At 72.6% G+C, this 22952-nt stretch carries 24 protein-coding genes; 17 read left to right on the forward strand and 7 right to left on the reverse strand.

From position 1 onward, the window contains the following. The first annotated feature begins 8 nt into the window (after positions 1–8). The gene (tsaE, locus tag AB0F56_RS25820) at positions 9–518 is read left to right on the forward strand and encodes a tRNA (adenosine(37)-N6)-threonylcarbamoyltransferase complex ATPase subunit type 1 TsaE (RefSeq protein WP_362013680.1); all 510 of its coding nucleotides are present in this window, start codon (positions 9–11) and stop codon (positions 516–518) included. 213 nt (positions 519–731) lie between these two features. Continuing rightward, a complete protein-coding gene (locus AB0F56_RS25825; protein ID WP_362013681.1) occupies positions 732–872 on the forward strand; it encodes a hypothetical protein in 141 nt (46 codons plus the stop codon). 78 nt (positions 873–950) lie between these two features. Here the strand turns inward: AB0F56_RS25825 and AB0F56_RS25830 are convergent, their stop codons facing one another. Beyond that, entirely contained in the window at positions 951–1514 is a 564-nt protein-coding gene (locus tag AB0F56_RS25830) for a hypothetical protein (RefSeq protein WP_362013683.1), read from the reverse strand. A 105-nt stretch (positions 1515–1619) separates the two neighbouring features. Between AB0F56_RS25830 and tsaB the strand changes: the two genes are divergently transcribed. From tsaB to AB0F56_RS25870, 8 genes are all read left to right on the forward strand, one after another. Beyond that, complete coding sequence (gene tsaB / locus AB0F56_RS25835; protein ID WP_362013684.1) at positions 1620–2276, forward strand: tRNA (adenosine(37)-N6)-threonylcarbamoyltransferase complex dimerization subunit type 1 TsaB; 657 nt, start codon at positions 1620–1622, stop codon at positions 2274–2276. Between the two features lie 38 nt (positions 2277–2314). After that, positions 2315–2806, forward strand: coding sequence for a ribosomal protein S18-alanine N-acetyltransferase (gene rimI, locus AB0F56_RS25840; RefSeq protein ID WP_362013890.1), 492 nt, complete (start codon positions 2315–2317; stop codon positions 2804–2806). After that, on the forward strand, positions 2796–3908 hold the full coding sequence (gene tsaD, locus AB0F56_RS25845) for a tRNA (adenosine(37)-N6)-threonylcarbamoyltransferase complex transferase subunit TsaD (protein WP_362013686.1): 1113 nt from the start codon (positions 2796–2798) through the stop codon (positions 3906–3908). Before rimI ends, tsaD begins: the two co-directional genes overlap by 11 nt. Continuing rightward, complete coding sequence (locus tag AB0F56_RS25850) at positions 3905–4159, forward strand: hypothetical protein (protein ID WP_362013688.1); 255 nt, start codon at positions 3905–3907, stop codon at positions 4157–4159. The genes tsaD and AB0F56_RS25850 overlap by 4 nt, the downstream gene beginning before the upstream one ends. 36 nt (positions 4160–4195) lie before the next feature. Next, positions 4196–5053, forward strand: a complete 858-nt coding sequence (locus tag AB0F56_RS25855) for a polysaccharide deacetylase family protein (protein WP_362013690.1) — start codon at positions 4196–4198, stop codon at positions 5051–5053. Between the two features lie 97 nt (positions 5054–5150). Then, entirely contained in the window at positions 5151–5507 is a 357-nt protein-coding gene (locus AB0F56_RS25860) for a YciI family protein (protein ID WP_362013692.1), read from the forward strand. Between the two features lie 33 nt (positions 5508–5540). After that, complete coding sequence (locus tag AB0F56_RS25865) at positions 5541–6842, forward strand: RNA polymerase sigma factor (RefSeq protein WP_362013694.1); 1302 nt, start codon at positions 5541–5543, stop codon at positions 6840–6842. A 10-nt stretch (positions 6843–6852) separates the two neighbouring features. Then, a complete protein-coding gene (locus AB0F56_RS25870; protein WP_362013696.1) occupies positions 6853–7470 on the forward strand; it encodes a hypothetical protein in 618 nt (205 codons plus the stop codon). 3 nt (positions 7471–7473) lie between these two features. On the opposite strand, the gene AB0F56_RS25875 is transcribed toward AB0F56_RS25870, so the two are convergent. After that, positions 7474–8658: a class I SAM-dependent methyltransferase gene (locus AB0F56_RS25875; RefSeq protein ID WP_362013891.1), complete on the reverse strand. Its 1185-nt coding sequence runs from the start codon at positions 8656–8658 to the stop codon at positions 7474–7476. 109 nt (positions 8659–8767) lie between these two features. Here AB0F56_RS25875 and AB0F56_RS25880 point away from each other — a divergent pair, with 109 nt between their 5' ends. Then, positions 8768–9694 carry a polysaccharide deacetylase family protein gene (locus AB0F56_RS25880; protein WP_362013698.1) on the forward strand — a complete coding sequence of 309 codons (927 nt, stop codon included), beginning with the start codon at positions 8768–8770 and terminating at the stop codon, positions 9692–9694. Then, the gene (locus AB0F56_RS25885; protein ID WP_362013700.1) at positions 9691–9957 is read left to right on the forward strand and encodes a hypothetical protein; all 267 of its coding nucleotides are present in this window, start codon (positions 9691–9693) and stop codon (positions 9955–9957) included. The genes AB0F56_RS25880 and AB0F56_RS25885 overlap by 4 nt, the downstream gene beginning before the upstream one ends. Here the strand turns inward: AB0F56_RS25885 and AB0F56_RS25890 are convergent. Continuing rightward, positions 9913–10392 carry a DUF6234 family protein gene (locus AB0F56_RS25890; protein WP_362013702.1) on the reverse strand — a complete coding sequence of 160 codons (480 nt, stop codon included), beginning with the start codon at positions 10390–10392 and terminating at the stop codon, positions 9913–9915. The genes AB0F56_RS25885 and AB0F56_RS25890 overlap by 45 nt on opposite strands. Before the next feature lie 295 nt (positions 10393–10687). Between AB0F56_RS25890 and groES the strand changes: the two genes are divergently transcribed. Together groES and groL are read left to right on the forward strand one after the other, a co-directional pair. Then, entirely contained in the window at positions 10688–10996 is a 309-nt protein-coding gene (gene groES / locus AB0F56_RS25895; RefSeq protein ID WP_024756677.1) for a co-chaperone GroES, read from the forward strand. Positions 10997–11115: 119 nt separating this feature from the next. Next, positions 11116–12744, forward strand: coding sequence for a chaperonin GroEL (gene groL / locus AB0F56_RS25900; protein WP_362013704.1), 1629 nt, complete (start codon positions 11116–11118; stop codon positions 12742–12744). Positions 12745–12847: 103 nt separating this feature from the next. Here the strand turns inward: groL and AB0F56_RS25905 are convergent, their stop codons facing one another. Beyond that, positions 12848–13546, reverse strand: coding sequence for an ester cyclase (locus AB0F56_RS25905; protein WP_362013706.1), 699 nt, complete (start codon positions 13544–13546; stop codon positions 12848–12850). A gap of 74 nt (positions 13547–13620) precedes the next feature. Here AB0F56_RS25905 and AB0F56_RS25910 point away from each other — a divergent pair, with 74 nt between their 5' ends. Further along, entirely contained in the window at positions 13621–17133 is a 3513-nt protein-coding gene (locus AB0F56_RS25910) for a hypothetical protein (RefSeq protein ID WP_362013708.1), read from the forward strand. 56 nt (positions 17134–17189) lie between these two features. Here AB0F56_RS25910 and AB0F56_RS25915 read toward each other — a convergent pair whose 3' ends face one another. Next, positions 17190–18395, reverse strand: coding sequence for a substrate-binding domain-containing protein (locus AB0F56_RS25915; protein WP_362013710.1), 1206 nt, complete (start codon positions 18393–18395; stop codon positions 17190–17192). A gap of 186 nt (positions 18396–18581) precedes the next feature. On the opposite strand from AB0F56_RS25915, the gene AB0F56_RS25920 reads away from it, so the two are divergent. After that, positions 18582–20444, forward strand: a complete 1863-nt coding sequence (locus AB0F56_RS25920) for a DUF2264 domain-containing protein (protein ID WP_362013712.1) — start codon at positions 18582–18584, stop codon at positions 20442–20444. Between the two features lie 13 nt (positions 20445–20457). Here AB0F56_RS25920 and AB0F56_RS25925 read toward each other — a convergent pair whose 3' ends face one another. After that, a complete protein-coding gene (locus AB0F56_RS25925; RefSeq protein WP_362013714.1) occupies positions 20458–21231 on the reverse strand; it encodes an SDR family oxidoreductase in 774 nt (257 codons plus the stop codon). 39 nt (positions 21232–21270) lie between these two features. Continuing rightward, a complete protein-coding gene (locus AB0F56_RS25930) occupies positions 21271–21945 on the reverse strand; it encodes an MOSC domain-containing protein (protein WP_362013716.1) in 675 nt (224 codons plus the stop codon). Positions 21946–22024: 79 nt separating this feature from the next. On the opposite strand from AB0F56_RS25930, the gene AB0F56_RS25935 reads away from it, so the two are divergent. Further along, positions 22025–22930: a LysR family transcriptional regulator gene (locus AB0F56_RS25935; protein ID WP_362013718.1), complete on the forward strand. Its 906-nt coding sequence runs from the start codon at positions 22025–22027 to the stop codon at positions 22928–22930. Positions 22931–22952: the final 22 nt, after the last annotated feature.

The raw sequence follows: 22952 nt of genomic DNA on the forward strand, positions 1-22952 counted from the left end.
TGGGCCGTATGGAAGAACCGCACGCCGTGGAAACCCCGCACTCCACCGCCCACCTCGACATCGACTCGCCCGAGGCGATGCAGGAGCTCGGCCGCCGCCTCGCCAAGCTGCTCCGCCCCGGCGACCTCGTCATGCTCACCGGCGAGCTCGGCGCCGGGAAGACGACGCTCACCCGCGGCCTCGGCGAGGGCCTCGGCGTGCGCGGCGCCGTCACCTCCCCGACCTTCGTCATCGCCCGCGTCCACCCGTCCCTGGTCGGCGGGCCCGCGCTGGTCCACGTCGACGCGTACCGCCTGGGCGGCGGCCTCGACGAGATGGAGGACCTCGACCTGGACGTCTCGCTGCCCGAGTCGGTGGTCGTCGTGGAGTGGGGCGACGGCAAGGTCGAGGACCTTAACGACGACCGGCTGCACGTGCTCATCCACCGGGTCGTCGGCGACACGGACGACGACCGGCGCACGGTGGTGCTGCGCGGGATCGGTACGCGGTGGGCGACGGAGGACCTCGCGCTGAGCTGAGTCCCGAGGTGCGACCGGTGTGAGTCCCGAGGTGACCGCTTTGAGCTGAACGTACGTAGGTTCCGACAAGGTGTCGGCAAGATGTTGCGTCGGCCCCACGCGCCGTGGTGACATGGATGCACGAGCTGGTTAGGTGAACCTAACCTACGGGAGGCATGCATGGCGACGCCGGAGCGCGAGCACGCGGAAGCGCGGCCGCGGAGGGGCACGTCGATGAGCGAGCTGCTGGCGTCCTGTGCCGCGGCGGAAGCGGTGTCGACACCCCCGCGCACCCCCGAGCACACGCAGGAACCGGACGCCGCCGAGCCGTCGCGCGAGCCGGGGATCCTCGGGGCCGAGCGCGAGGCTGCGTAACCCGTACGGGTTAACCGCGTTCCGTAACGCGGACTACGACGACCTTCGCGTCGACCGCGTCGTACGACGCAGGGCGGACTACGGAACGACGACGACCTTCGCGCCGATCGACGCGAACGTCCACATCGCGTCCCCGTCCGCGCGCTTCATCCGGATGCCGCCGGTCTTCCGCGTCGGGTCCGGCTTCGGCAGCGTGCCGTCGACCGCCGCGCTGAAGCCGATCGAGACGTCCTGCTCCGTCGTGAACCGCACCACGTGCTCGATCTGCACCCCGTCGGAGCCGGTGACCGAGCCCGAGCGGGACGTCACCTTGTACGCCCCCGGGGCCGGGTGGACCGTGCTCGGCATGACCGAGAAGGAGGACGTGGCCTGGCCCTTCGCGTCCACCAGCCACACCCGGCGGTCGGTGAGCGCGTACACGACGCGCGCGCCGGTGCCCGAGTCAGCCGGAACGGCGAGCGGGTCCTTCACGGGCTTCTTGGGGCCGCCGGTCGGGGCCGTCGACGGCGCCGTGCTCGGGGCCGTCGGCTTGGCCGAGACGTCCGCCGGAGCGTTCGCCGACGCCTGGTAGGCGAGGAAGGCGACCGCGGCGATCGCCGCCGCCGTGAGCCCGGCCACGAATCCCGAGCTGCTCCGTGCCACCCTGCTGCCCACCTTTCGTACGTACGTATCGGTCGTGACGGTAGCAGTCGCGGGCCACCGGGACGGGGCGCCGTGCGGACCGCCCGGGAGCCGTAGGCTGTTTGCGTGCTCTTGCTCGCCATGGATACCGCCACACCCGCCGTCACCGTCGCCCTCCACGACGGCGACTCCGTCGTCGCCGAGTCGCGGCAGATCGACGCCCGCCGCCACGGGGAGCTGCTGCTGCCCGCCGTCGACCGGGTCCTCGCCGAGGCCGGGCTGAAGCTCGACGCGGTCACCGGCATCGTCGTCGGCGTGGGGCCGGGGCCGTACACCGGACTGCGCGTCGGGCTCGTCACGGCCGCGACCTTCTCCTCCGCCCTCGGCGTGCCCGTGCACGGCCTGTGCACGCTGGACGGGCTCGCGTACGCCTCCGGGATCGAGGAGCCGTTCGTCGTCGCGACGGACGCGCGCCGCAAGGAGGTCTACTGGGCGCGGTACGAGAACTCTCGTACGCGCGTCACCGACGCCGCCGTCGACCGGCCGGCCGAGATCGCCGAGCAGCTCGCCGGGCTGCCGGTCGTGGGAGCGGGCGCCCGGCTGTACCCAGAGGTCTTCCCCGACGCCCGCGACCCCGAGCACCAGTCGGCGGGCGCGCTCGCCGCCCTGGCGGCCGAGCGGCTCGCCGCGGGCGGCGACGGCTTCCTCGACCCGCTGCCGATGTACCTGCGCCGCCCCGACGCCCAGGTGCCGAAGAACTACAAGGTGGTCACGCCCAAGTGACCGCCGTGACGTCCACGAGCGGCGCCGTCCTGCGCGAGATGCGCTGGTGGGACATCGCGCCCGTGCTCGTCCTCGAACACGAGCTGTTCCCCGAGGACGCCTGGTCCGAGGGGATGTTCTGGTCGGAGCTGGCGCATGCACGCGGGCCCGCGGCCACCCGCCGCTACGTGGTGGCGGAGGCCGAGGGGAAGCTCGTCGGGTACGCCGGGCTCGCCGCCGCGGGCGGCCTCGGCGACGTCCAGACGATCGCCGTCGCCCGCGACCAGTGGGGCACCGGGCTCGGCGCCCGGCTCCTCACCGACCTCCTCCAGCACGCCACCGCGTTCGAATGCGACGAGGTGCTGCTCGAGGTACGGGTGGACAACACCCGGGCCCAGAAGCTGTACGAGCGCTTCGGCTTCGAGCCGATCGGCTTCCGGCGCGGCTACTACCAGCCGGGCAACGTCGACGCGCTCGTGATGCGACTGACCGTCCAGGCAACCGAGACCGAAACCGAAACTGGAACTGAGACTGATTCCGATGGCTGCTGACGAACCGCTCGTACTCGGCATCGAGACCTCCTGCGACGAGACCGGCGTCGGTATCGTCCGGGGAACGACGCTGCTCGCCGACGCCATCGCCTCCAGCGTCGACACCCACGCCCGCTTCGGCGGCGTCGTGCCCGAGATCGCCTCCCGCGCGCACCTGGAGGCCATGGTCCCGACCATCGAGCGCGCCCTGAAGGAAGCGGGCGTCTCGGCCCGCGACCTCGACGGCATCGCCGTCACCGCCGGCCCCGGCCTGGCCGGTGCGCTGCTCGTCGGCACCTCGGCGGCGAAGGCGTACGCGTACGCGCTCGGCAAGCCGCTGTACGGCGTGAACCACCTGGCCTCGCACATCTGCGTCGACCAGCTGGAGCACGGCCCGCTGCCCGAGCCCACCATGGCGCTGCTCGTCTCCGGCGGGCACTCCTCGCTGCTGCTCGCCCCGGACATCACCGCCGACGTCCGGCCGATGGGCGCGACCATCGACGACGCGGCCGGCGAGGCCTTCGACAAGATCGCGCGCGTCCTCGACCTCGGCTTCCCCGGCGGCCCGGTCATCGACCGGCTCGCCAAGGAGGGCGACCCGAAGGCGATCAACTTCCCGCGCGGCCTGTCCGGCTCCAAGGACCCCGCGTACGACTTCTCCTTCTCCGGCCTGAAGACCGCGGTCGCCCGCTGGATCGAGGCCAAGCGCGCGGCGGGCGAGGAGGTGCCGGTACGGGACGTGGCGGCGTCCTTCCAGGAGGCCGTCGTCGACGTGCTCACCCGTAAGGCCGTACGCGCCTGCAAGGACGAGGGCGTCGACCACCTGATGATCGGCGGCGGGGTCGCGGCCAACTCGCGACTGCGGGCGCTGGCCCAGGAGCGGTGCGAGCGGGCCGGCATCCGGCTGCGGGTGCCCCGGCCCAAGCTGTGCACCGACAACGGCGCGATGGTGGCGGCCCTGGGCGCGGAGATGGTCGCCCGCAACCGGCCGGCCTCCGACTGGGAGCTGTCGGCGGACTCGTCGCTTCCGGTGACGGACCCGCACGTGCCGGGCGCGGCTCACGGGCACGCGCACGACCACGACCACGTGCACGAGATCAGCAAGGAGAACCTCTACTCATGAGGGTCGCCCTGATGTGGGAGGCGCGGGCCGTCCAGGGCCGGGGCGCCGAGCTCCTGGAGTGGGCGCGGGCGCAGGAGCTCGCCCACGAGCCGCTGCGCCGCGAGTCCTTCCGCGCCCCGCAGGACCGGGTGCTCGTCCTGACCTGGTGGGACGCGGAGGCGCTCGACGCCGAGCTGCCGGAGCTGCCCGAGCCGGCGGCGGACCTGGTCACCCGACCGGTGCACCGCTGGCGCTTCGAGGCCGTGGACTGAGGGAACCCGCAGGTCCCGTATCGCATCCTCCACGGCGTGACTCTCGGCGTGGACAAGAAGATCGTGACCTGGGCGGCACTGACCGCCGCCGCACTGCTCATATCCGGCTGCGGCGGCACGGCCGGAGCGGACACCGCGACCGCTCCCACGAGACCGGCCTCGCCGACGACGGCACCGGCTGAGGCCAAGGCCCCCGATCAGGCCGCCCAGGCCTCCGCCGCGTACAAGAAGTGGGGCCTGAAGCCCTTCGCCGCGCCGCCCGCCCCGCCGCGGACCAAGCCGGTGACGCGGAAGCCCGGCGAGCCGGTCCCCGTCATCAGCGACATACCGACCGAGGACAAGGTCGTCTTCATCACGATCGACGACGGGGCCGAGAAGGACCCCGAGTTCGTGAAGATGATGGAGGAGCTCAAGGTCCCGGTGACGATGTTCCTCACCGACTCCGCGATACGCACCGACTACGGCTACTTCAAGCCGCTCACCGCCCTCGGAAACGGCGTCGCCAACCACACCCTCACCCACCCGAACCTCCGCACCCTCGGCCGGTCCGCCCAGCAGCACGAGATATGCGGCCAGCAGACGAAGCTGGAGAAGGAGTACGGGACGACCCCGCGGCTCTTCCGCCCGCCCTACGGCAACTGGAACGAGGACACCCGCGCGGCCGCCGGCGCGTGCGGCGTGGACGCGATCGTGCTGTGGCGCGAGTCGATGCAGATCAAGAACATGCAGTACCAGCGCGGCGACAAGAAGCTGCACCCCGGCGACATCATCCTGGCCCACTTCCGGGGCCCGGCCGAGCTCAAGGGCACGACGATGACCCGGATGACGGCCAACATGCTCCGCCACATCCAGGAGCAGGGCTTCACGGTGGCCCGCCTGGAGGACTACGTCTAAAAAGATCTCTCCTCGTGGTGTCGATGCGGGCCGAGCCCGTTCGACGTATGAGTGAAAGGCGGGGAACGGCCCCGCCCGCCACGCAAGGAGAACGACCATGCCTCGCTACCTGACGATGATCCGGATCGAAGAGGGCTCCTTCGAGATGGAGGACGCCGACCCCGGGTTCGACGAGCGCATGGGCGCGCTCTTCGAGGAGATCACCAAGGCCGGCGTGATGCTGGAGACGGCCGGGCTCAAGCCGACCAAGGAGGGCAAGCGCGTCGTCTGGGAGGGCGGGACGATCTCGTACACCGACGGCCCGTTCACCGAGACCAAGGAGGTCATCGGCGGCTACTCGATCACCCAGTGCCGTGACCTGGCCGAGGCCACCGAGTGGGCGAAGCGGTTCCTCGAGGTCCACCCGCCGCAGTGGAAGGTGGGCTGCGAGGTGCGCGAGATCGAAGAGATGTGACGCGGCCGGGGCGGGTGGTGTCATGGTTGATCCATGACCGCACCCGCCCCCGGCGCCGTCGAGACCGTCTTCCGGATGGAGTCGCCGCGGATCATCGCCGCCGTCGCGCGGATCGTCCGTGACGTCGGCATCGCCGAGGAGATCGCCCAGGACGCCTTCGTCGTCGCCCTGGAGCAGTGGCCGCGCACGGGAGTGCCGGACCGGCCGGGGGCGTGGCTGACGGCCGCCGCGAAGAACCGCGCCGTGGATCTCGTACGGCGCCGTGAGACGTACGCGCGCAAGCTGGCCGAGGTCGGCCGGGAGCTGCCGGAGGCCTCGTACGACCCCGAGCCGTCCGGGCCCGGTGACATCGACGACGACCTGCTGCGGCTGATCTTCACCTCCTGCCACCCGGTGCTCTCCGCCGAGGCGCGGACCGCGCTGACCCTGCGGCTCGTCGGCGGCCTGCGCACGGACGAGATCGCCCGCGCCTTCCTCGTACCGGAGGCGACGGTCGCGCAGCGGATCGTCCGGGCGAAGCGGACGCTGGCGAAGGCGGGCGTGGAGTTCGAGGTGCCGTACGGGGAGGAGCGGGCGGCCCGGCTCGGCTCGGTCCTGGACGTCATCTACCTGATCTTCAACGAGGGGTACGCGGCGACGGCGGGCGACGACCTGCTGCGCCCCGCGCTCTGCGAGGACGCGCTGCGCCTCGCCCGGGTGCTCGCGGGGCTCATGCCGAAGGAGGGCGAAGTCCACGGCCTGGCGGCCCTGTTGGAGATCCAGGCCTCGCGGACGGCGGCCCGGACGGGGCCGGACGGGAAGCCGGTCCTGATCGCCGAGCAGAACCGGAGCCGCTGGGACCGGCGGCTCATCCTCCGCGGCTTCGAGGCCCTCGCGCGGGCGGCCGAGTGCGGTCCGTACGGTCCGTACGCCCTCCAGGCCGCCATCGCCGCCTGCCACGCGAAGGCGGCCACGTACGAGGAGACGGACTGGCGGACGATCGCCGGTCTCTACGGGCGGCTCGCGGCCGTCGCGCCGTCCCCGGTGGTCGAGTTGAACCGCGCGGTCGCCGTCTCGATGGACGAGGGGCCGGAGGCCGGCCTCGCCCTCGTCGACGCCCTGGCGGCCGAAGGCGCCCTGGCCGGCTACCACTTGCTGCCGAGCGTCCGCGGCGACCTGCTGTCCCGCCTCGGCCGACCGACCGAGGCCCGCGCCGAGTTCGAACGGGCGGCCTCGCTGACCCGTAACGAGCGGGAGCGGGAACTTCTGCGGGAGCGGGCGGAACGGGCGGATCCGAAGCGGGCTGCGGATCGGGTCGAACGGGCGGACGGGCGGGGCGCGTCGGAGGCTCGATAGGGTCGGCGGTATGTCCCCACGCGCCCCCCTGCCTCCCCCTCCGCCGCCCGCCGAGATACAGAGCTGGCCCGACCGTGAGGCCCGACTGGCCGACCGGGGGCGGGCGATGGCCGAGCTGAACCGCCGTCTGCTGGGCGGAGCCCGGCTGTCGGTCTTCCTGGCGTGGGTGGCGACCCTCCAGCTCGGCTGGGGGATCTGCGGCGCCGGGTTCATCATGCTGGACGAGTCCCTCGACCCGTTTTCGGGCCTGTTCGCCTGCTTCTTCGTGGCCTTCGGGCTCTGTGCCGTGGTCCCCGCCGTCTTCTTCCTCGCCCGGGGCTTCCGCCGCGACCGCCAGGCGCGGGAGCGGCTGGTCCTGTGGGCCGCCCTGGACGGCGACCGCGAGGCCGACGCGCGGCTGCGCGAGCCCGTGCTGAGCACGGTCTGGCTGCTGGTCTCGTTCGCCTTCTGCGCCGTCGGCCTCTGGGTCTCCCTTGCCGCGCCCGCGGAGCTGGTCGGCCCGGGACGCGGCGGATACGGGCTGGTCACCTACCTCATGGGGGCGGCGCTCGGACTCTGGATCAACGGCCTGATCGGCGCGACGAAGGCGATCAACCACTACCGGCTGGCGGTCCGGCTGGTGGCCTAGGGCTCAGGCTTTCGCCGGTCCGCCGATCAGCATCGTCGGGGCGCCCGCGACGCGGGTCAGGAAGACCGTGGCGGCGTTCGGGCCCTTCGGCTTGACCCGGCGGCGGATCTCCTCCGGCTCGACCGCCGAACCGCGCTTCTTCACCGTCAGCGTGCCGACCTCGCGCTCGCGTAGCAGGGCCTTCAACTTCTTCAGGTTGAAGGGGAGTTCGTCGGTGATCTCGTACGCCGTGGCGAACGGGGTCGGCGTGAGGGCGTCCGCCGTGACGTACGCGATCGTCTCGTCGATCAGGCCGCCGGAGAGCTCCTCGGCGACCTCCGCGACCAGATGCGCGCGGATGACGGCGCCGTCCGGCTCGTAGAGGTACCGCCCGAGCGGGCGGACCGCCGGGTCGGGCAGGCCGCGCCCGGTCAGGCTCGCGCCGGCGGGCAGGAGGGTCGCGCGGCGCGCGCCGGGGGAGGTGCCGAACCAGAGCACGGCCTCCTTCACGTCCCCGCCGTCCGAGATCCACTCCGCCTCGGCCTCCTCCGGCACCGCCTCGTGCGGGATGCCCGGGGCGATCTTCAGCGCCGCGTGCGGGGCCTTGCGGGCGGCTTCGACGGCCCAGGAGAGCGGCGGCGAGTACGCCTCCGGGTCGAAGATCCTGCCCCGGCCGCCGCGCCGCGCCGGGTCCACGAAGACGGCGTCGTACGGGCTCGTGTCGATCTCGGTCACGTCCGCGCACCGCACCTCGATCAGCTCGGCGAGCCCGAGCGCCTCGGCGTTGGCGCGGGCGGCCTCCGCCGTCAGCGGGTCGCGGTCGACGGCCAGGACCGCGATCCCGGCCCGGGCGAAGGCGAGGGCGTCCCCGCCGATCCCGCCGCACAGGTCGGCCACCGAGCGCACCCCGAGCGCGCGGAGGCGCTCCGCGCGGTAGGTCCCGACCGTCGCCCGGGTCGACTGCTCGACGCCGTGCGGGGTGAAGTACATCCGGTACGCGTCCTCGGCGCCGAACTTCGCCACCGCGCGCTGCCGCAGCCGGGCCTGCCCGAGGGCGGCCGAGACCAGTTCGGCGGGGTGCTCGCGGCGCAGCCGGGAGGCGACGGCCAGCTCCTGGGCGGGGTCGTAGTCGCGCAGGGCGGCGAGCAGCGTCTGGCCCTCGGGGGCGAGCAGGGCGGTGAAGTCGGCGAGGTCGGTCACCCGTCCCATTGTGGGCCAGCCGGGGGATGGTGCGGGCCGGGTGGCGGTGTCGACGGCCGTGCGGGTCGATCCGCTGACAGGATGCGGCGCCATGCAGCTAGTACGACAAGCAGAGGAAATGCGCTCGAAGCGGGCGGCGGCGCGCCTCCGCCGCTCGGTGGGCGCCGCACTGGTCGTCGCCGCGCTCGGGTCCGCGTGCGCGGGCCCCTCCGGCGACGGGGGGAACGCCGGGGACGGCCGCAAGGGCCCCGAGCGCCCCGCCGCCGGTCAGCCGCAGGCGCCGGGCGCGGCCGCCGCGCTCGACGCGTACGTCGAGAAGGTCCGCGAGCGCCGCGCCGCGCGGATCGTGGCCGCCAAGAAGTGGGGCCTGGACCGGCCGCCCCTCGAAGCGCCCGCCCCGCCCGCCGTGAAGCCGAAGATCACCACCCGCAAGGGCTTCGAGACGGACGGCGAGGGCCTGCCGCCGGTCTTCACCACGGTGCCGACGAAGGAGAAGATCGTCTTTCTGACGATCGACGACGGCGCCGAGAAGGACCCGGAGCTGCTGCGCATGATGAGCGAGCTGAGGATCCCGTACAGCGCCTTCCTCAGCGACTACCTCGTCAAGGAGGACTACGGCTACTTCAACAAGATGCAGGACGCCGGGGTCTCCCTGCACAACCACACCCTCAACCACCGCTACCTGCCCGGGCTCTCGTACAGCGCGCAGAAGCGGGAGATCTGCGGGATGCAGGACGTCATCGAGAAGCGGTACGGGAAGCGGCCCCCGCTCTTCCGGCCGCCGTACGGCAACTACAACGAGGACACCCTGCGCGCGGCGCGGACGTGCGGCGTGAAGGCGGTGCCGCTGTGGGCCTCGGAGGCGTTCCCGGACCGGATGGAGTGGCGCGAGTGGGACCGGGACCTGCACCCCGGCGACATCGTGCTCACGCACTTCCGGGGCAAGGGGGACTGGAAGGGCTCGATGCCCGACATGGTGCGCCGGGTCATGAAGACGATCACGGCCAAGGGGTACGCGGTCGCGAAGCTCGAGGACTACGTGTGAGCCGGGCGCGCCGGCCGCTGCTCGGCCTCGCGCTGGCCGGCGCGCTCCTGGGGATCTCGGGGTGCGCGTCCTCCGTGGACCCGATCGAGCGCCTGGGCCGGAAGGCGGCGCAGCGGCTCGACACCCGGGTGGGGGAGCGGGGCGAGGGCGGAGCGCTCTCGGGGGCGGCGGCCCGGGTCCTGCACCGGCTCGCGCGGATGGACGACGGCTTCGTCGACTCAGGGCCGGACCGGCAGCGCGCCGGACATCGCGAGGAGCGATGACCCGCGGTCCGACGCGGTAGGGGCGGACGCGGGCGCGGACGGGGAGCCGGGCGTGGATGCGGGTGCGGAGATCGGGGTGGGCGCGGGTTCCGGGTCGGGATGCGCGTACGTCCACTCCTCCGCCGCGATGAGCAGCGTCGCGAGGCCGAGCAGCCCCATGGCGAGGAACTGACCCCCGGCCGTCCAGACCCAGCCGCCCCGCAGCATCGCGACGGCGAGGAGCAGGGCGGCGCCGGTGACCACGCCGAAGACGATCACGGGCACCCAGTCCATCGGCGGCGGATCCGGAGTCGCCGGATCCAGCCGACCGGCGCCCAGCTTCCGCGCGGCCAGGAAGACGGCCGCGGCGAACGCGAGCACGCACTCCAGGACCAGGAACACCACTGCGGTGGCGATGTCGACTCCCGTGCGGACCGGGCGGCGTGAGGTTGTCATGTCCGCACCTTCGTACGGAACCTCCGGGTCCGCCGAGCCGTTTCCCGTACCGAGACCGAATCGAACGCGACGCGGTACCGAACAGCCCCGCGGTCGCCTCGCGGCCGCCACGCGGCACTGAATTGGCACTCCGCTTGACCGAGTGCTAATCGCGGTCATAGTCTCGGCTCTGGCACTCCCCACTGGAGAGTGCCAACACAGCGACGGGCAGGTCCGGCACCCGCGACGACGGATCCACCTGGTCGCCACCTCAGACAGTTAACCCCGTGAGATCTCCGAAGGGGGAGGTCGGATCGTGACGACCACCAGCTCCAAGGTTGCCATCAAGCCGCTCGAGGACCGCATCGTGGTCCAGCCGCTCGACGCCGAGCAGACCACCGCCTCTGGCCTGGTCATCCCGGACACCGCGAAGGAGAAGCCCCAGGAGGGCGCCGTCCTCGCCGTGGGCCCGGGCCGCTTCGAGAACGGCGAGCGTCTTCCGCTCGACGTCCAGGTCGGCGATGTCGTGCTGTACAGCAAGTACGGCGGCACCGAGGTGAAGTACAACGGCGAGGAGTTCCTCGTCCTCTCGGCTCGCGACGTGCTCGCGATCATCGAGAAGTAATTCACCGAAGTATCTGAAACAGATGCTTTGAGCTGCGCCCCTGACCCCGCACCGGGCGTCCGGGGCGCAGTTCGTTTCACCAGTTTCACCACGAATTCCGAGAGGGCTGAATCGCTCCCATGGCGAAGATCCTGAAGTTCGACGAGGACGCCCGTCGCGCCCTTGAGCGCGGCGTCAACAAGCTTGCCGACACGGTGAAGGTGACGATCGGCCCCAAGGGTCGCAACGTCGTCATCGACAAGAAGTTCGGCGCCCCCACCATCACCAACGACGGTGTCACGATCGCCCGCGAGGTCGAGATCGAGGACCCGTACGAGAACCTCGGTGCCCAGTTGGTGAAGGAGGTGGCGACCAAGACCAACGACATCGCGGGTGACGGCACCACCACCGCCACCGTGCTCGCCCAGGCGCTCGTCCGCGAGGGTCTGCGCAACGTCGCCGCCGGCGCCTCCCCGGCCGCCCTGAAGAAGGGCATCGACGCCGCGGTCAAGGCCGTCTCCGACGAGCTGCTCGCGACCGCCCGTCCGATCGAGGACAAGTCCGACATCGCCGCCGTGGCCGCGCTCTCCGCGCAGGACCAGCAGGTCGGCGAGCTCATCGCCGAGGCGATGGACAAGGTCGGCAAGGACGGTGTCATCACCGTCGAGGAGTCCAACACCTTCGGCCTGGAGCTCGACTTCACCGAGGGCATGGCCTTCGACAAGGGCTACCTGTCCCCGTACATGGTGACCGACCAGGAGCGTATGGAGGCCGTCCTCGACGACCCGTACATCCTGATCAACCAGGGCAAGATCTCCTCGATCCAGGACCTCCTGCCGCTCCTCGAGAAGGTCATCCAGGCCGGCTCCTCCAAGCCGCTGCTGATCATCGCCGAGGACGTCGAGGGCGAGGCCCTGTCGACCCTGGTCGTCAACAAGATCCGTGGCACCTTCAACGCCGTGGCCGTCAAGGCCCCCGGCTTCGGCGACCGCCGCAAGGCGATGCTCGGCGACATGGCCACCCTCACCGGTGCCACCGTCATCGCCGAGGAGGTCGGCCTCAAGCTCGACCAGGCCGGTCTGGACGTGCTGGGCACCGCCCGCCGCGTGACGATCACCAAGGACGACACCACCATCGTCGACGGTGGCGGCAACTCCGAGGACGTCGCGGGCCGCGTCAACCAGATCAAGGCCGAGATCGAGTCCACCGACTCCGACTGGGACCGCGAGAAGCTCCAGGAGCGCCTCGCGAAGCTGGCCGGCGGCGTGTGCGTGATCAAGGTCGGCGCCGCCACCGAGGTGGAGCTGAAGGAGAAGAAGCACCGTCTGGAGGACGCCATCTCCGCGACCCGCGCCGCGGTCGAGGAGGGCATCGTCTCCGGTGGTGGCTCCGCTCTGGTCCACGCCGTCAAGGTCCTCGAGGGCAACCTCGACAAGACCGGCGACGAGGCCACGGGTGTCGCGGTCGTCCGCCGCGCCGCCGTCGAGCCGCTGCGCTGGATCGCCGAGAACGCCGGCCTCGAGGGCTACGTCATCACCTCGAAGGTCGCCGAGCTCGACAAGGGCCAGGGCTTCAACGCCGCCACCGGCGAGTACGGCGACCTGGTCAAGGCCGGCGTCATCGACCCGGTCAAGGTGACGCGCTCCGCGCTGGAGAACGCCGCCTCGATCGCCTCCCTCCTCCTCACCACCGAGACCCTCGTGGTGGAGAAGAAGGAAGAGGAGCCGGCGGACGCGGGCCACGGCCACGGCCACGGTCACTCGCACTGACGCGACGCGCGGCCGATCGCTCGCTCGTAGCTGATCACTGAGGTCCGGTGTCCCCGAGAGGGGCGCCGGACCTCGGCGTTTTCCCCGCTCCTGTTTCTCGCTCCTACCCTTCCACCGCGCCGAGCTGCCCCATGAGCCCGAGCAGGTCGTACTGCCACCAACCCTCCGTGATCTTGCCGTCCTCGCGGCACTGGTGGATGGTCGTGCCGGTCATGGAGACCTTCATGCCGGTGGGCTGGAGCCCCATGAAGTCGCCGGTGTGCGTGCCGATCCAGGTCCACCGGGTGCACACGCGGTCGCCCTCCGCGATCTGGTCGTTGATGGTGAAGGCGAAGTCGAAGCCCGCCCGCCACATCTCCACCTCTCGGCGGACCGCGTCCATGCCGATGACGTCCTGCTCGTTGGTCGGATCGTGGTCGTGGTACCCCTCCGCCAGCACCTCGTCGAGCGGCGGCAGCTCGCCCTCGGAGGCCATGAGCTCGAAGAGGCGGCGCGCGTTGGACTTGTACAGCTGCTCGTCCCGGATGATGTCGAGATCCGTGAACGTCGGCATCTCGTCACAGAGCGCGACCATCTCCCGGAAGATGCGATCCGTCTCCGGGAGCTGTGAGTTGGTCATCGCGACCTCGTAGGAGGGGAACTCCACGATCTCCACGAGGTGGGACGAGTCCGAGCGGTCCTTGCCGATGACGCTGTGCGTGGCCGTCCGCTTGCCCTTGGTCTGTTCGACCCACTTGTCCATGAGCCGGTTCAGGTCGTCGAACCGACTGGTCTTGCAATCGATTATCTGTACGAAAGTCATGGTGCCTCCCGGACCGGGTGGGACACCTCCAGTCTAGGTCCGGGGCCGTCCCGGGCCCTGGCAACATGGGCGCCATGCAGCAGGCGCGGGGGAAGCGGTCGGTGGCGGTCGGGGGCGATGCCTGGATAGTCGTCACCGGCGACCACAACCAGGTCGTGACGGCGCCGCCGGTCCGATCGGCGTACTGGGAGCAGGTTCGCCGGATCGCCCCGGCGGAACTGGTGGACCGGGAGTCGGAGTTGGCCGCGCTGGCGGCCTTCTGCACCGCGGACTCCGGCCCCACGTACACGTGGTGGCGGGCGGAGGCATGGGCGGGCAAGACGGCGCTGCTGTCCTGGTTCGCGCTGAACCCGCCGGCGGGGGTGCGGATCGTCCCGTTCTTCATCACCGCCCGCCTGGGCGCGCAGAACGACGTCGTGGCCTACGTGGACGTGGTCCTGGAGCAGCTCGCCGAGCTGGCCGGCGAAGGACTCCCCGCCCACCTGACGGCCGCGACCCGCGAAGCCCATCTGCTCCGCCTCTACGGGGAGGCGGCGCGCTCCTGCGCCGAGAGGGGCGAACGGCTGGTCCTGCTGGTCGACGGCCTGGACGAGGACCGGGGCGTCACCACGGGGCCGGACGCCCACTCGATCGCGAGCCTGCTGCCGGGCTCCGACGTCCTGCCCGTCATCGTCTCCGGCCGGCTGAACCCTCCCGTGCCCGTCGACGTTCCCGCCGGCCACGCGCTCCGCGACCCCACGATCGTCCGCACCCTGGAGCCCTCGTCGCACGCCCGCACCATCCGGGCCGAGGCGGAGCGCGAACTGAAGCGCCTCCTGGAGGCCGGAGGCCTGGAGTACGACCTCCTGGCCCTGCTGACCGCCGCCGGAGGCGGCCTCACGGCGAACGACCTGGCCGAGCTGACGGGAGCGGTGCCCTATGGCGTACGCGACGTCCTGAGAACGGGCTCCGGCCGCACGTTCGCCCTGCGGACGGACGCGTACCTCCTCGCTCACGAGGAACTCCAGGTCCGGGCCGAGGAGATGCTGGGCACGCGTGAGCTGGACCGGTACCGGGGGATGGTGCACTCCTGGGCGGAGGAGTGGCGGTCACGTGGCTGGCCGGTGGGTACGCCGGCTTACCTCCTCCGCGACTGGTTCCCGATGCTGAGGGCGGCGGGCGACCTGGAGCGGATGGTGGGGTGCGCGACGGACGCCGTGCGACAGGACCGCATGCTGGACGTCGCGTTCGGCGACTTCGCGGCGCTCGGCGAGATCCACGCCACCGAGGAACTGATCATCGCGGCCGGGGTTCCGGACCTTCTGGACAGCGTACGACTGGCCGTTCGCCGTGACGCGCTCGAAGGCCGCAACTCACGTGTGGACGTCTCTCTTCCGCATGCCTGGGCGGCATGCGGCCACTTCGGCCGCGCCGAGGCGCTCGCCCGCAGCATCCCCGAGCCGGACGACCGGGCGGACGCGCTCATCCGCGTCGCCGAGGAGTTCATCGAGCACGGAGATCCCGGTTCCGCCGTCCGGTTGATCGAGGTCGCGGAGAACACCGCGCTGGGATATGACAGCGACGGACGGCGCCGGTCCGATGTCCTGGAGCGGACGGCCCGCGCCTGGCTGCGCGCCGGATCGCCGGAGCGGGCCGGTGCCGTGGTCCGCCTGATCGAGGGCGTGTCGGAGAGGGAACCGCTGGTTCCCGACATCGCCCGGCAGTGGGTCCGAGCGGGCGAGTCCGCACGGGCCGAAGCCCTGGCTCTGGCCGAGCCGGATCGGCGCGTCCGTGCCCTGGGCCTGGCGGCCGTGGCAGAGGCGTGGGCCGAAGCCGGCGACGTCGAACAGGTCAGGACCTTCCTCTCCGCCGTGGACCCCGAGGCCGCCCCTCTCGCACGGGTGAGTGCCGCAGCCGCTCTCCTGGTCGCGGGGCGCCGGACAGAAGCGGAACGCCTCGCGGAAGGCATCGAAGAGGGACTGTCGGCGGAGTCGCCGGTCGTCGCCGATGTGATCGGCCTCCTGGCGCGTGCGGGTTGGTGTGATCGCGCGCTGGCCGTCGCGGCCGGGATCGACGACATCCGGTCCCGGGAGGCAGCAGTGATCGGGGTGGTTCGGGCCATGGCGGCAGCCGGCGCGTACGAGGAGGCCGAGGCGCTCGCCCGCGCCATCGAGGACTCGGACCGTCGTGGGGACGCGCTGCTCGGTGTCGTCGTCGAACTGGCGGATGCGGGGCGGTGGGACGAGGCGGAGCACTTGGCTCGACGCATGTCCCGCCCGTACCTGCGCCATGCGGCACTGAGTTCGCTGGTCGGACGGCTTGCGGACATGGGTGAGTTCGACCGGGCGGAGGCACTCGCGCCCGAATGCGGCGCCGACGCGTACGACCCGCTGTGTCTGGTCGTCCTAGCGCTCGCGGCAGCGGGTGAGTTCGTCCGGGCGGAGCACCTGGCCCGCACCGTCGAACACGACGAGGGGCTCGTCGCGCTGGTGCGCGGGGTGGCGGTCTCCGTCGACCGTGGTGTTCGGGCGACGAGCCTGCTGGCCGCGGTGGAGGCGGAGGTCCGGGTGGCGTACCAGCCGCGGCTCCTGAGGGACCTGGTCGACTTCGCGAGTGTCCTCGTGGACGCAGGGCACGGTGCGGCCGCACTGCCGCTGGTGGAGGACGCCGAGGCGCAACTGCCCGATCTGCCGGGTCCCGACGCACCGGATGTCGAGTCGTACCGGCGGGACATCATGATCGACGCGACAGCCGACGTCTACGCCCGCATCGGGGAGCTGGACCGCGCGGAAGCGCTGTTGCGCACGTGCGTGCAATGGGCCCACAAAGGGTGGCCGGCCGTCGTGGAGGCGCATGCCCGCGCGGGGAACGGACAGCGGCTGAGCGCCGCCTTGGAACGTCTCGACACCGGGGACAGAACACGGAGCATGATGTCCCCGCGGCTGGCCGCCGCCGGGGAAGTGGACCTGGCGTTCTCCCTCGCCGCGGGGGTGGAGTCCCCGGACGAACGGCTGCGGGCCTGGGCGGAGACCGCGGCGGTGCTCGCCGCGGCGGGGGAGGAGCGGCAGGCCCGAGCTGCCCTGGCACACGCCGAGTCCGTCGCCCCGAGCGCGCACATGCCGCTCATGGCGAGCAGCGGCATGCTCAAGACGTACGTACGGCTCGGGCAGGACGAGAAGGCCGACCGGATCCTCGCGGAGATCGAGGCGTACTCGGACTCCCCGGTGGACGTCAACGGGCCCCTCGTACAAGACCTCGTGGAGCTCGGACGGTACGACCGTGCCGAGGCGGTCGTCCGACGCGCCGGAGACCCGGCCGGGGCGGCCGGACGATACGCCCTGGCGACAACGCTGGTGATCGCGTTGGTCGACGCGGGAGAGCATGACCGGGCCGCCCGCGCGGCCACGCACCTGCCCGAGCTCAGGAACGGGCAGACAGCCGCTTGGGCGGCGCTGGCGCCCGTCGTCGAGCCGCGGCGCGGCCGGATCCTGGCCGCTCGTGTCCTGCAGGCCGGGGACCTGCGCGAGGCGTTGCCCGCTGCCCTGCGCCTCGAACCCCGCGCCGTCCCCGTCGTCGTCGAGGCCCTGCGCCGACCGCGTCAGGTGTGACAACCGCACCGGATCCGCGAACGGCCCGGGGCGGTCACGTCCAGGACCGCGTGGCGTCAGACGTCGCCGCCAGGAGTGCCGTCGGAGGCCCCACGCGGGACCCCGGCCGAAGCGTCGGCCGCCCCGCACGAAGACCGCACACGCAGCCGCGGCAGCAGGCTCAGGTGGCGCCGCGCGGCCTCCTCCGCGCGGTCCTCCGTCAGCCGCTCCACCAGCAACTCCATGGCATGCCGCCCCACTTGGCGCTTCGGCGGGGCGACCGCCGTGAGCGGGGTGTCGGCGAGCGCGGCGACCTCGTCGTCGTACGCGATCAGGGCCAGGTCCTCCGGCACCTTCACGCCGAGCTCCGCCAGGCGGCGCACGATCTCGATCGCGTCCACGTCGTTGTGGACCAGGGCCGCGCTCGCCCGGCCCGTACGCACCGCTTCGTACAGTGCTCGTACCGTGCGCTCGAACCCCGCCGGGTCCTGGTCCGCCGGTACGGAGTCGACCACAGGCCCTGGCGCGGTCAGGTCGAGCGTGGCCAGCGCCTCCGCGTACCCGGCGCGCACCGCGAGGGCGGTCGGGCTGTCGCCGCGCGCGACGAGCAGCGGGGTGCCGTGTCCGAGGCCGAGCAGGTGGCGCAGGGCGAGCAGGACGCCGTGGCCGTGGTCGGAGACCACCCGGTCCAGGGCGTCGAGCGGGCTGCCGGGCTCGGCCCTGCGCTCCAGGAGCACGGCGGGCACGGGGAGTTCGGCCAGCCAGGTTCCGTACGCGGGCCGGTCCTCCGGGCCCCGCCAGCCGGGCGCGACGAGCACTCCCTGGGCGCCGGCCGAGAGCAGGCCCTCGGTGCGCGCGCGGTCCTCCTCGGGCCGGTAGTCCGAGATCCGCAGGATCAGCCGGGCCCCCGCCCGCGCCGCCGCCTCGTGCGCGCCCCGGATGACCTCGGCGAAGTAGTACGTGGCGGAGGGCGCGAGCAGCCCGAGGACCAGGCCCTCGCCGGAGCGCCGCGCCGCAGCCGGGCCGCCTGCCGCACCCGCCCTGCCCGTGCCACCCGTGCCACCCGTCCCACCCGTGCCGCCCGGTTCGCCCCGCCGTCCGGGCCAGGACACCTGGCCGTGCACCCGGTCGAGCCGCCCCTGGGCGGCCAGCGCCTCGACGTCGCGGCGGGCGGTCACGGCGGAGACGCCGAGCAGGTCGGCCAGTTCGGCGACGCGGGCGGTGCCGCGCTCGCGCACCAGGGCCAGGAGTCGGTCGTGTCGTTCGGCGGCACTCTCGCGCACGGTGCATCCCCTCGCGGTGGGTCGGTCCGGCGGGACGCCGGACCTCGCGCCGGAGCCTACGCCAGAATGATCGAACGCAAGGAGTTTCGATCATTCGCTCCGATCTCATTGACGTTCGATCGAAGGCTGTTCATGATTCCCGGCGACGACGTCCGCCTCAGGGACCACTCAGGGAGCATCAGCAACATGGCCATGCCGCCCGAGAACCGTGAGCTCAGTCCGTTCACCGGCTGGACCCGCGCCCACTGGGAGGACGCGGCCGACCGGCTCCTCCTCGCCGTCCGGCCGTACGCCTCACCCCGCCACGGCCGCTTCGACCTGCCGGGACCCCGCCCCAGCTGGTCCGGCGTCCGCTCCGACGGCCTCGAAGGCCACGCCCGTACGTTCCTGCTCGCCGCCCTGCGCGTCGCGGGCGCCGGCGGCGCCGATCCGCACGGGCACCTGCCCCGCTACGCCGAGGGCCTCGCCGCCGGCACCGAGGCACCGGCCGCCGAGCCGCCGGGTGCCCACGGGCCCGATTCCTGGCCGCTCCTCACCGACGTGCGCCAGGCCGTCGTCGAGTCCGCCTCCGTCGCCCTCGGGCTGCGGCTGACCCGACCCTGGCTCTGGGACACCCTGGACGACCGCACCCGACAGCACGTCGTCGACTGGCTGCGCCCCGCCCTCGACCCGTCCCCGGTCGACAACAACTGGTGGCTCTTCGGCCTCACCGTCGCCGGCTTCCTCCAGGACGCCGGCATCGAGACCGACCGCGCGGCCCGCACGATCGAGCGCTCCCTCGACCGGATCGAACCGTGGTACCGCGGCGACGGCTGGTACAGCGACGGCGACAACCGCGCCTTCGACCACTACAACGGCTGGGCCCTGCACTTCTATCCCGTCCTCCACGCCCACCTCGCCGGCGACCGGGACCTCCTCGCCCGCTACGGCCCCCGGCTGCGGGCCCATCTCGCCGACCACGTCCACCTCTTCGACGCGACCGGCGCCCCGCTCCCGTACGGGCGTTCCCTGATCTACCGCTTCGCCGCGGCCGCCGCGCCCTGGCTCGGCGCGCTCACCGGCCACACGCCGCTCACGCCGGGCGCCACCCGCCGCCTGGCCTCCGGGGCGGTGCGTTACTTCCTCGACCGGGGTGCGTGCGACGAGCGCGGGCTGCTCACGCTCGGCTGGCACGGCCCGTACCCGCCGGTCGTCCAGGACTACTCGGGACCCGCCTCCCCCTACTGGGCGGCCAAGGGTTTCCTCGGCCTCCTCCTGCCCGCCGACCACCCGGCCTGGACCGACCCCGAGGAACCCCTCCCCGCCGAACGCGCCGACACCGTACGGGCCGTGGCCCCGGCCGCGCTGCTCCTCCAGACCACGGCCGCCGACGGACTCGTACGCCTCCACAACCACGGCAGCGGCAACCAGGCGGCGGGCGCCTCGACGGCCGAGGACGACCCCGGCTACGCACGCTTCGCGTACTCCACCCGTACGGGACCGACGGCCGCCCCCGACACCGCCGACAACCACTTCGCCCTCGTCGTCGACGGCCGGGTCACCCGGCGCGGCCCCGCGACGCCCCTGGGCACGGGCCCCGACTGGGCCGCCTCGCTCCACACCCCGCTCCCGGGGATCCGCGTCCTCTCCGCGACCCTGGCCCACGGCCGCGCCGAGGTGCGCGCCCACCTCGTCCTCGGCGCCCCGGACGGAACTCCCGTACGCCAGACGGGCTGGGCCACCACGCCGGACGGACCGACCGCCCAACTCCACGCCGTCCACGGCTACCCGCCCGCGACCGACACCGTCCCCCTGGTCACGGGCGCCACGCTCCAGGGCGGCCCGGCCTCGCGCACGGTGGCCCTGCACGGCACCACGGCGGGCCCCGGCTCCCTCTTCGTGGCCCTGGCCTCGCTCACCGCCGAACCGGGCCCGGCCCCCGTCACCACCCTCGCGACCGTCCGCATCACCGCCCGCACCGTCCACGTGACGTGGCAGAACGGCACCACGACCGAACTCGACCTCGAATCCCTGCCGGCCCTCGAAGTCCTCGACTCCCTCGCCGACTAGCCGGCGCCGGTGCTCACTTCGGGCCGTACTTGCGCCCCGCCTTGGAGGAGACCCCGCCGAGCAGGCCGCGGGGCGCCAGCTTCACCACGCCCATCAGCGCCTTGTAGCGGGGGTCGGGGATGGACAGCGACTTGCCGCGCGCCAGGTCGCTCAGCGCCTCGGTCACCAGCTTGTCCGCGTCGAGCCACATCCAGCCCGGGATGTTGTCCGTCCCCATCCCGGCCCGCTCGTGGAACTCGGTCCGTACGAAGCCCGGGCAGAGCGCCATGAGCCGTACGCCGCTGCCCGCCAGGTCCCGTGCCGCGCCCTGGGTGAACTGCACGACCCACGCCTTCGACGCCCCGTAGGTGCCGCGCGGGACGAAGGCCGCCACCGAGGCCACGTTGACGACCCCGCCCCGGCCGCGGGCGCGCATGGACTCCGCGGCCGCCGAGGTCAGCCGGAGCACCGCCTCGCAGTGCACGGTCAGCATCTTCAACTCGTCGGCCATGGAGACTTCGAGGAACCGGCCCTTGTTGCCGAACCCGGCGTTGTTCACCAGCAGGTCCACCGGCTGCTTGGGGTCGGAGAGCCGGGCCTCGACGGCCGCGATCCCCTTCTCCTCCGCCAGGTCGGCCGCGAGGACCTCGGCCTCGATGCCGTGCCGGTCGTGCAGTTCGGTCGCCTGCTCCCGCAGTCGCGTCACATCGCGGGCGACGAGCACGACATCGTGTCCGTCCGCCGCCAGCTTCCGCGCGAACGCGGCCCCGATCCCCGCCGTCGCGCCCGTAATCAGTGCAGTCGTCATACGGGGCAACGTTAGTGCCCCGCTCGGCGGCGCCGGAGGTCAGGAGCCTGTGCCGTACTTCTCCACGTAGCCGCGGGCCTTGCGCAGGGTGTCCGGGTGCAGCGCGTCCCCGGCGGCGAGCACGAGCGGCAGCAGTGGCCGTTCGGTCGTGACGGCCCGGAACTCGAAGGCCACGGTGACCTCGTGGTCCGGTCGGTGCACCACCTGGATCGCGTCGCCCTGCCGGATCTCGCCCGGCTCGACGACCCGTAGATACGCGCCCGGCACGGCCTCCCCGGTGAACCGCTTGACCCAGCCCTTCTCGTCCAGGTGCCCCTGGAAGGTCCGGCACGGGATCCGGCTGGAGGAGACCTCCAGGAGCAGGTCGGGGCCGATCCGCCACCGCTCGCCGATCAGCGCGCCGGAGACGTCGACGCCCGCGGTGGTGAGGTTCTCGCCGAAGGCGCCGCTCGGGATCGGGCGGTCCAGGAGCTTCTCCCAGGTGTCCAGGTCCTCGCGCGCGTACGCGTAGACCGCCTGGTCGTTGCCGCCGTGGTGCCGGGTGTCGCACACGGTGTCCCCGGCGACCCCGCTCGCGCCGATCCCCTTGGGGCCGGGCGCGGACACCCGCACGGGCCCGGTCACCGGCCGCTTGTCGATGCCGGTCACACCCTGGGGGTGGTCGGTGTACGCGACGGTCTTCGGGCGGCCCAGGTTCAGGGACAGAAGCTTCATGAGGGAACAATAGGCGACCCCACTCAAAGCGTCGAGCGAATATTCGCCCGATGGCCCAAGCTTCGCTTATGCTTGACCCATGATCGAGGCCCGTCATCTCCGCGTCCTGCGCGCCGTCGCCGCGACCGGCTCCTTCTCCGCCGCCGCGCGCGAACTGGGCTGCACCCAGCCCGCGGTGAGCCAGCAGATGAAGGCGCTCGAGACCTCCGCCGGCACGCCCCTGCTGATCAGGACCGGCCGCGAGATGCGCCTCACGCAGGCCGGCGAGGCCCTCGTCCGGCACGCCTCCGGCATCCTCGCGGGGCTCACCGCCGCCGAGGAGGAGGTCGCCGCGATCGCCGGGCTCCGCGCCGGCCGCGTCCGGCTCGTCTCCTTCCCCAGCGGCAGCTCCACGCTGGTCCCCACCGCCCTCGCCGCCCTGCGCGCGGCGCACCCGGGCACGCGCGTCTCGCTGGTCGAGGCCGAGCCGCCGCGCTCGATCGAGATGCTCCGCGAGGGCGACTGCGACGTGGCCCTGGCGTTCCGTTACGGAGCGGGGCAGGCCGAGTGGGACGACCTGATCGTCCGTCCGCTCCTCGCCGACCGCCTCGTGGGCCTGGTCCCCGAAGGGCACCGGCTCGCCGACGCGGAGGCCGTGTCCATCGCCGAACTGGCCGACGAGTCCTGGATCGCGGGCTGCCCGCGCTGCCGGCGCCAGTTGGTGGACGTGTGCGAGGAGGCGGGGTTCGTCCCCCGCATCGACTTCGCCACCGACGACTACCCGGCCGTGGTCGGCCTCGTCGGCGCGGGCCTCGGCGTCGCGGTCCTGCCGCAGCTCGCCATCGAGTCCGTACGCCCCAAGGGGGCCAGGACCGTGGCCGTGGAACCGGCCGTGGAGCGCGAGATCGTCGCCCTCACGCTGTCCGACCTGGCCCAGGTCCCGGCGGTCGCCGCCACCCTGGACGAGCTGACCCGCGCGGCGGGCCGGGCGGCCACGCGCGCGTAGCGGCTCTTCGGTGGGTGCGTCG

The organism is Streptomyces sp. NPDC026092, assembly GCF_040638605.1.
In the GTDB taxonomy this organism is placed as follows: Bacteria; Actinomycetota; Actinomycetes; order Streptomycetales; family Streptomycetaceae; genus Streptomyces.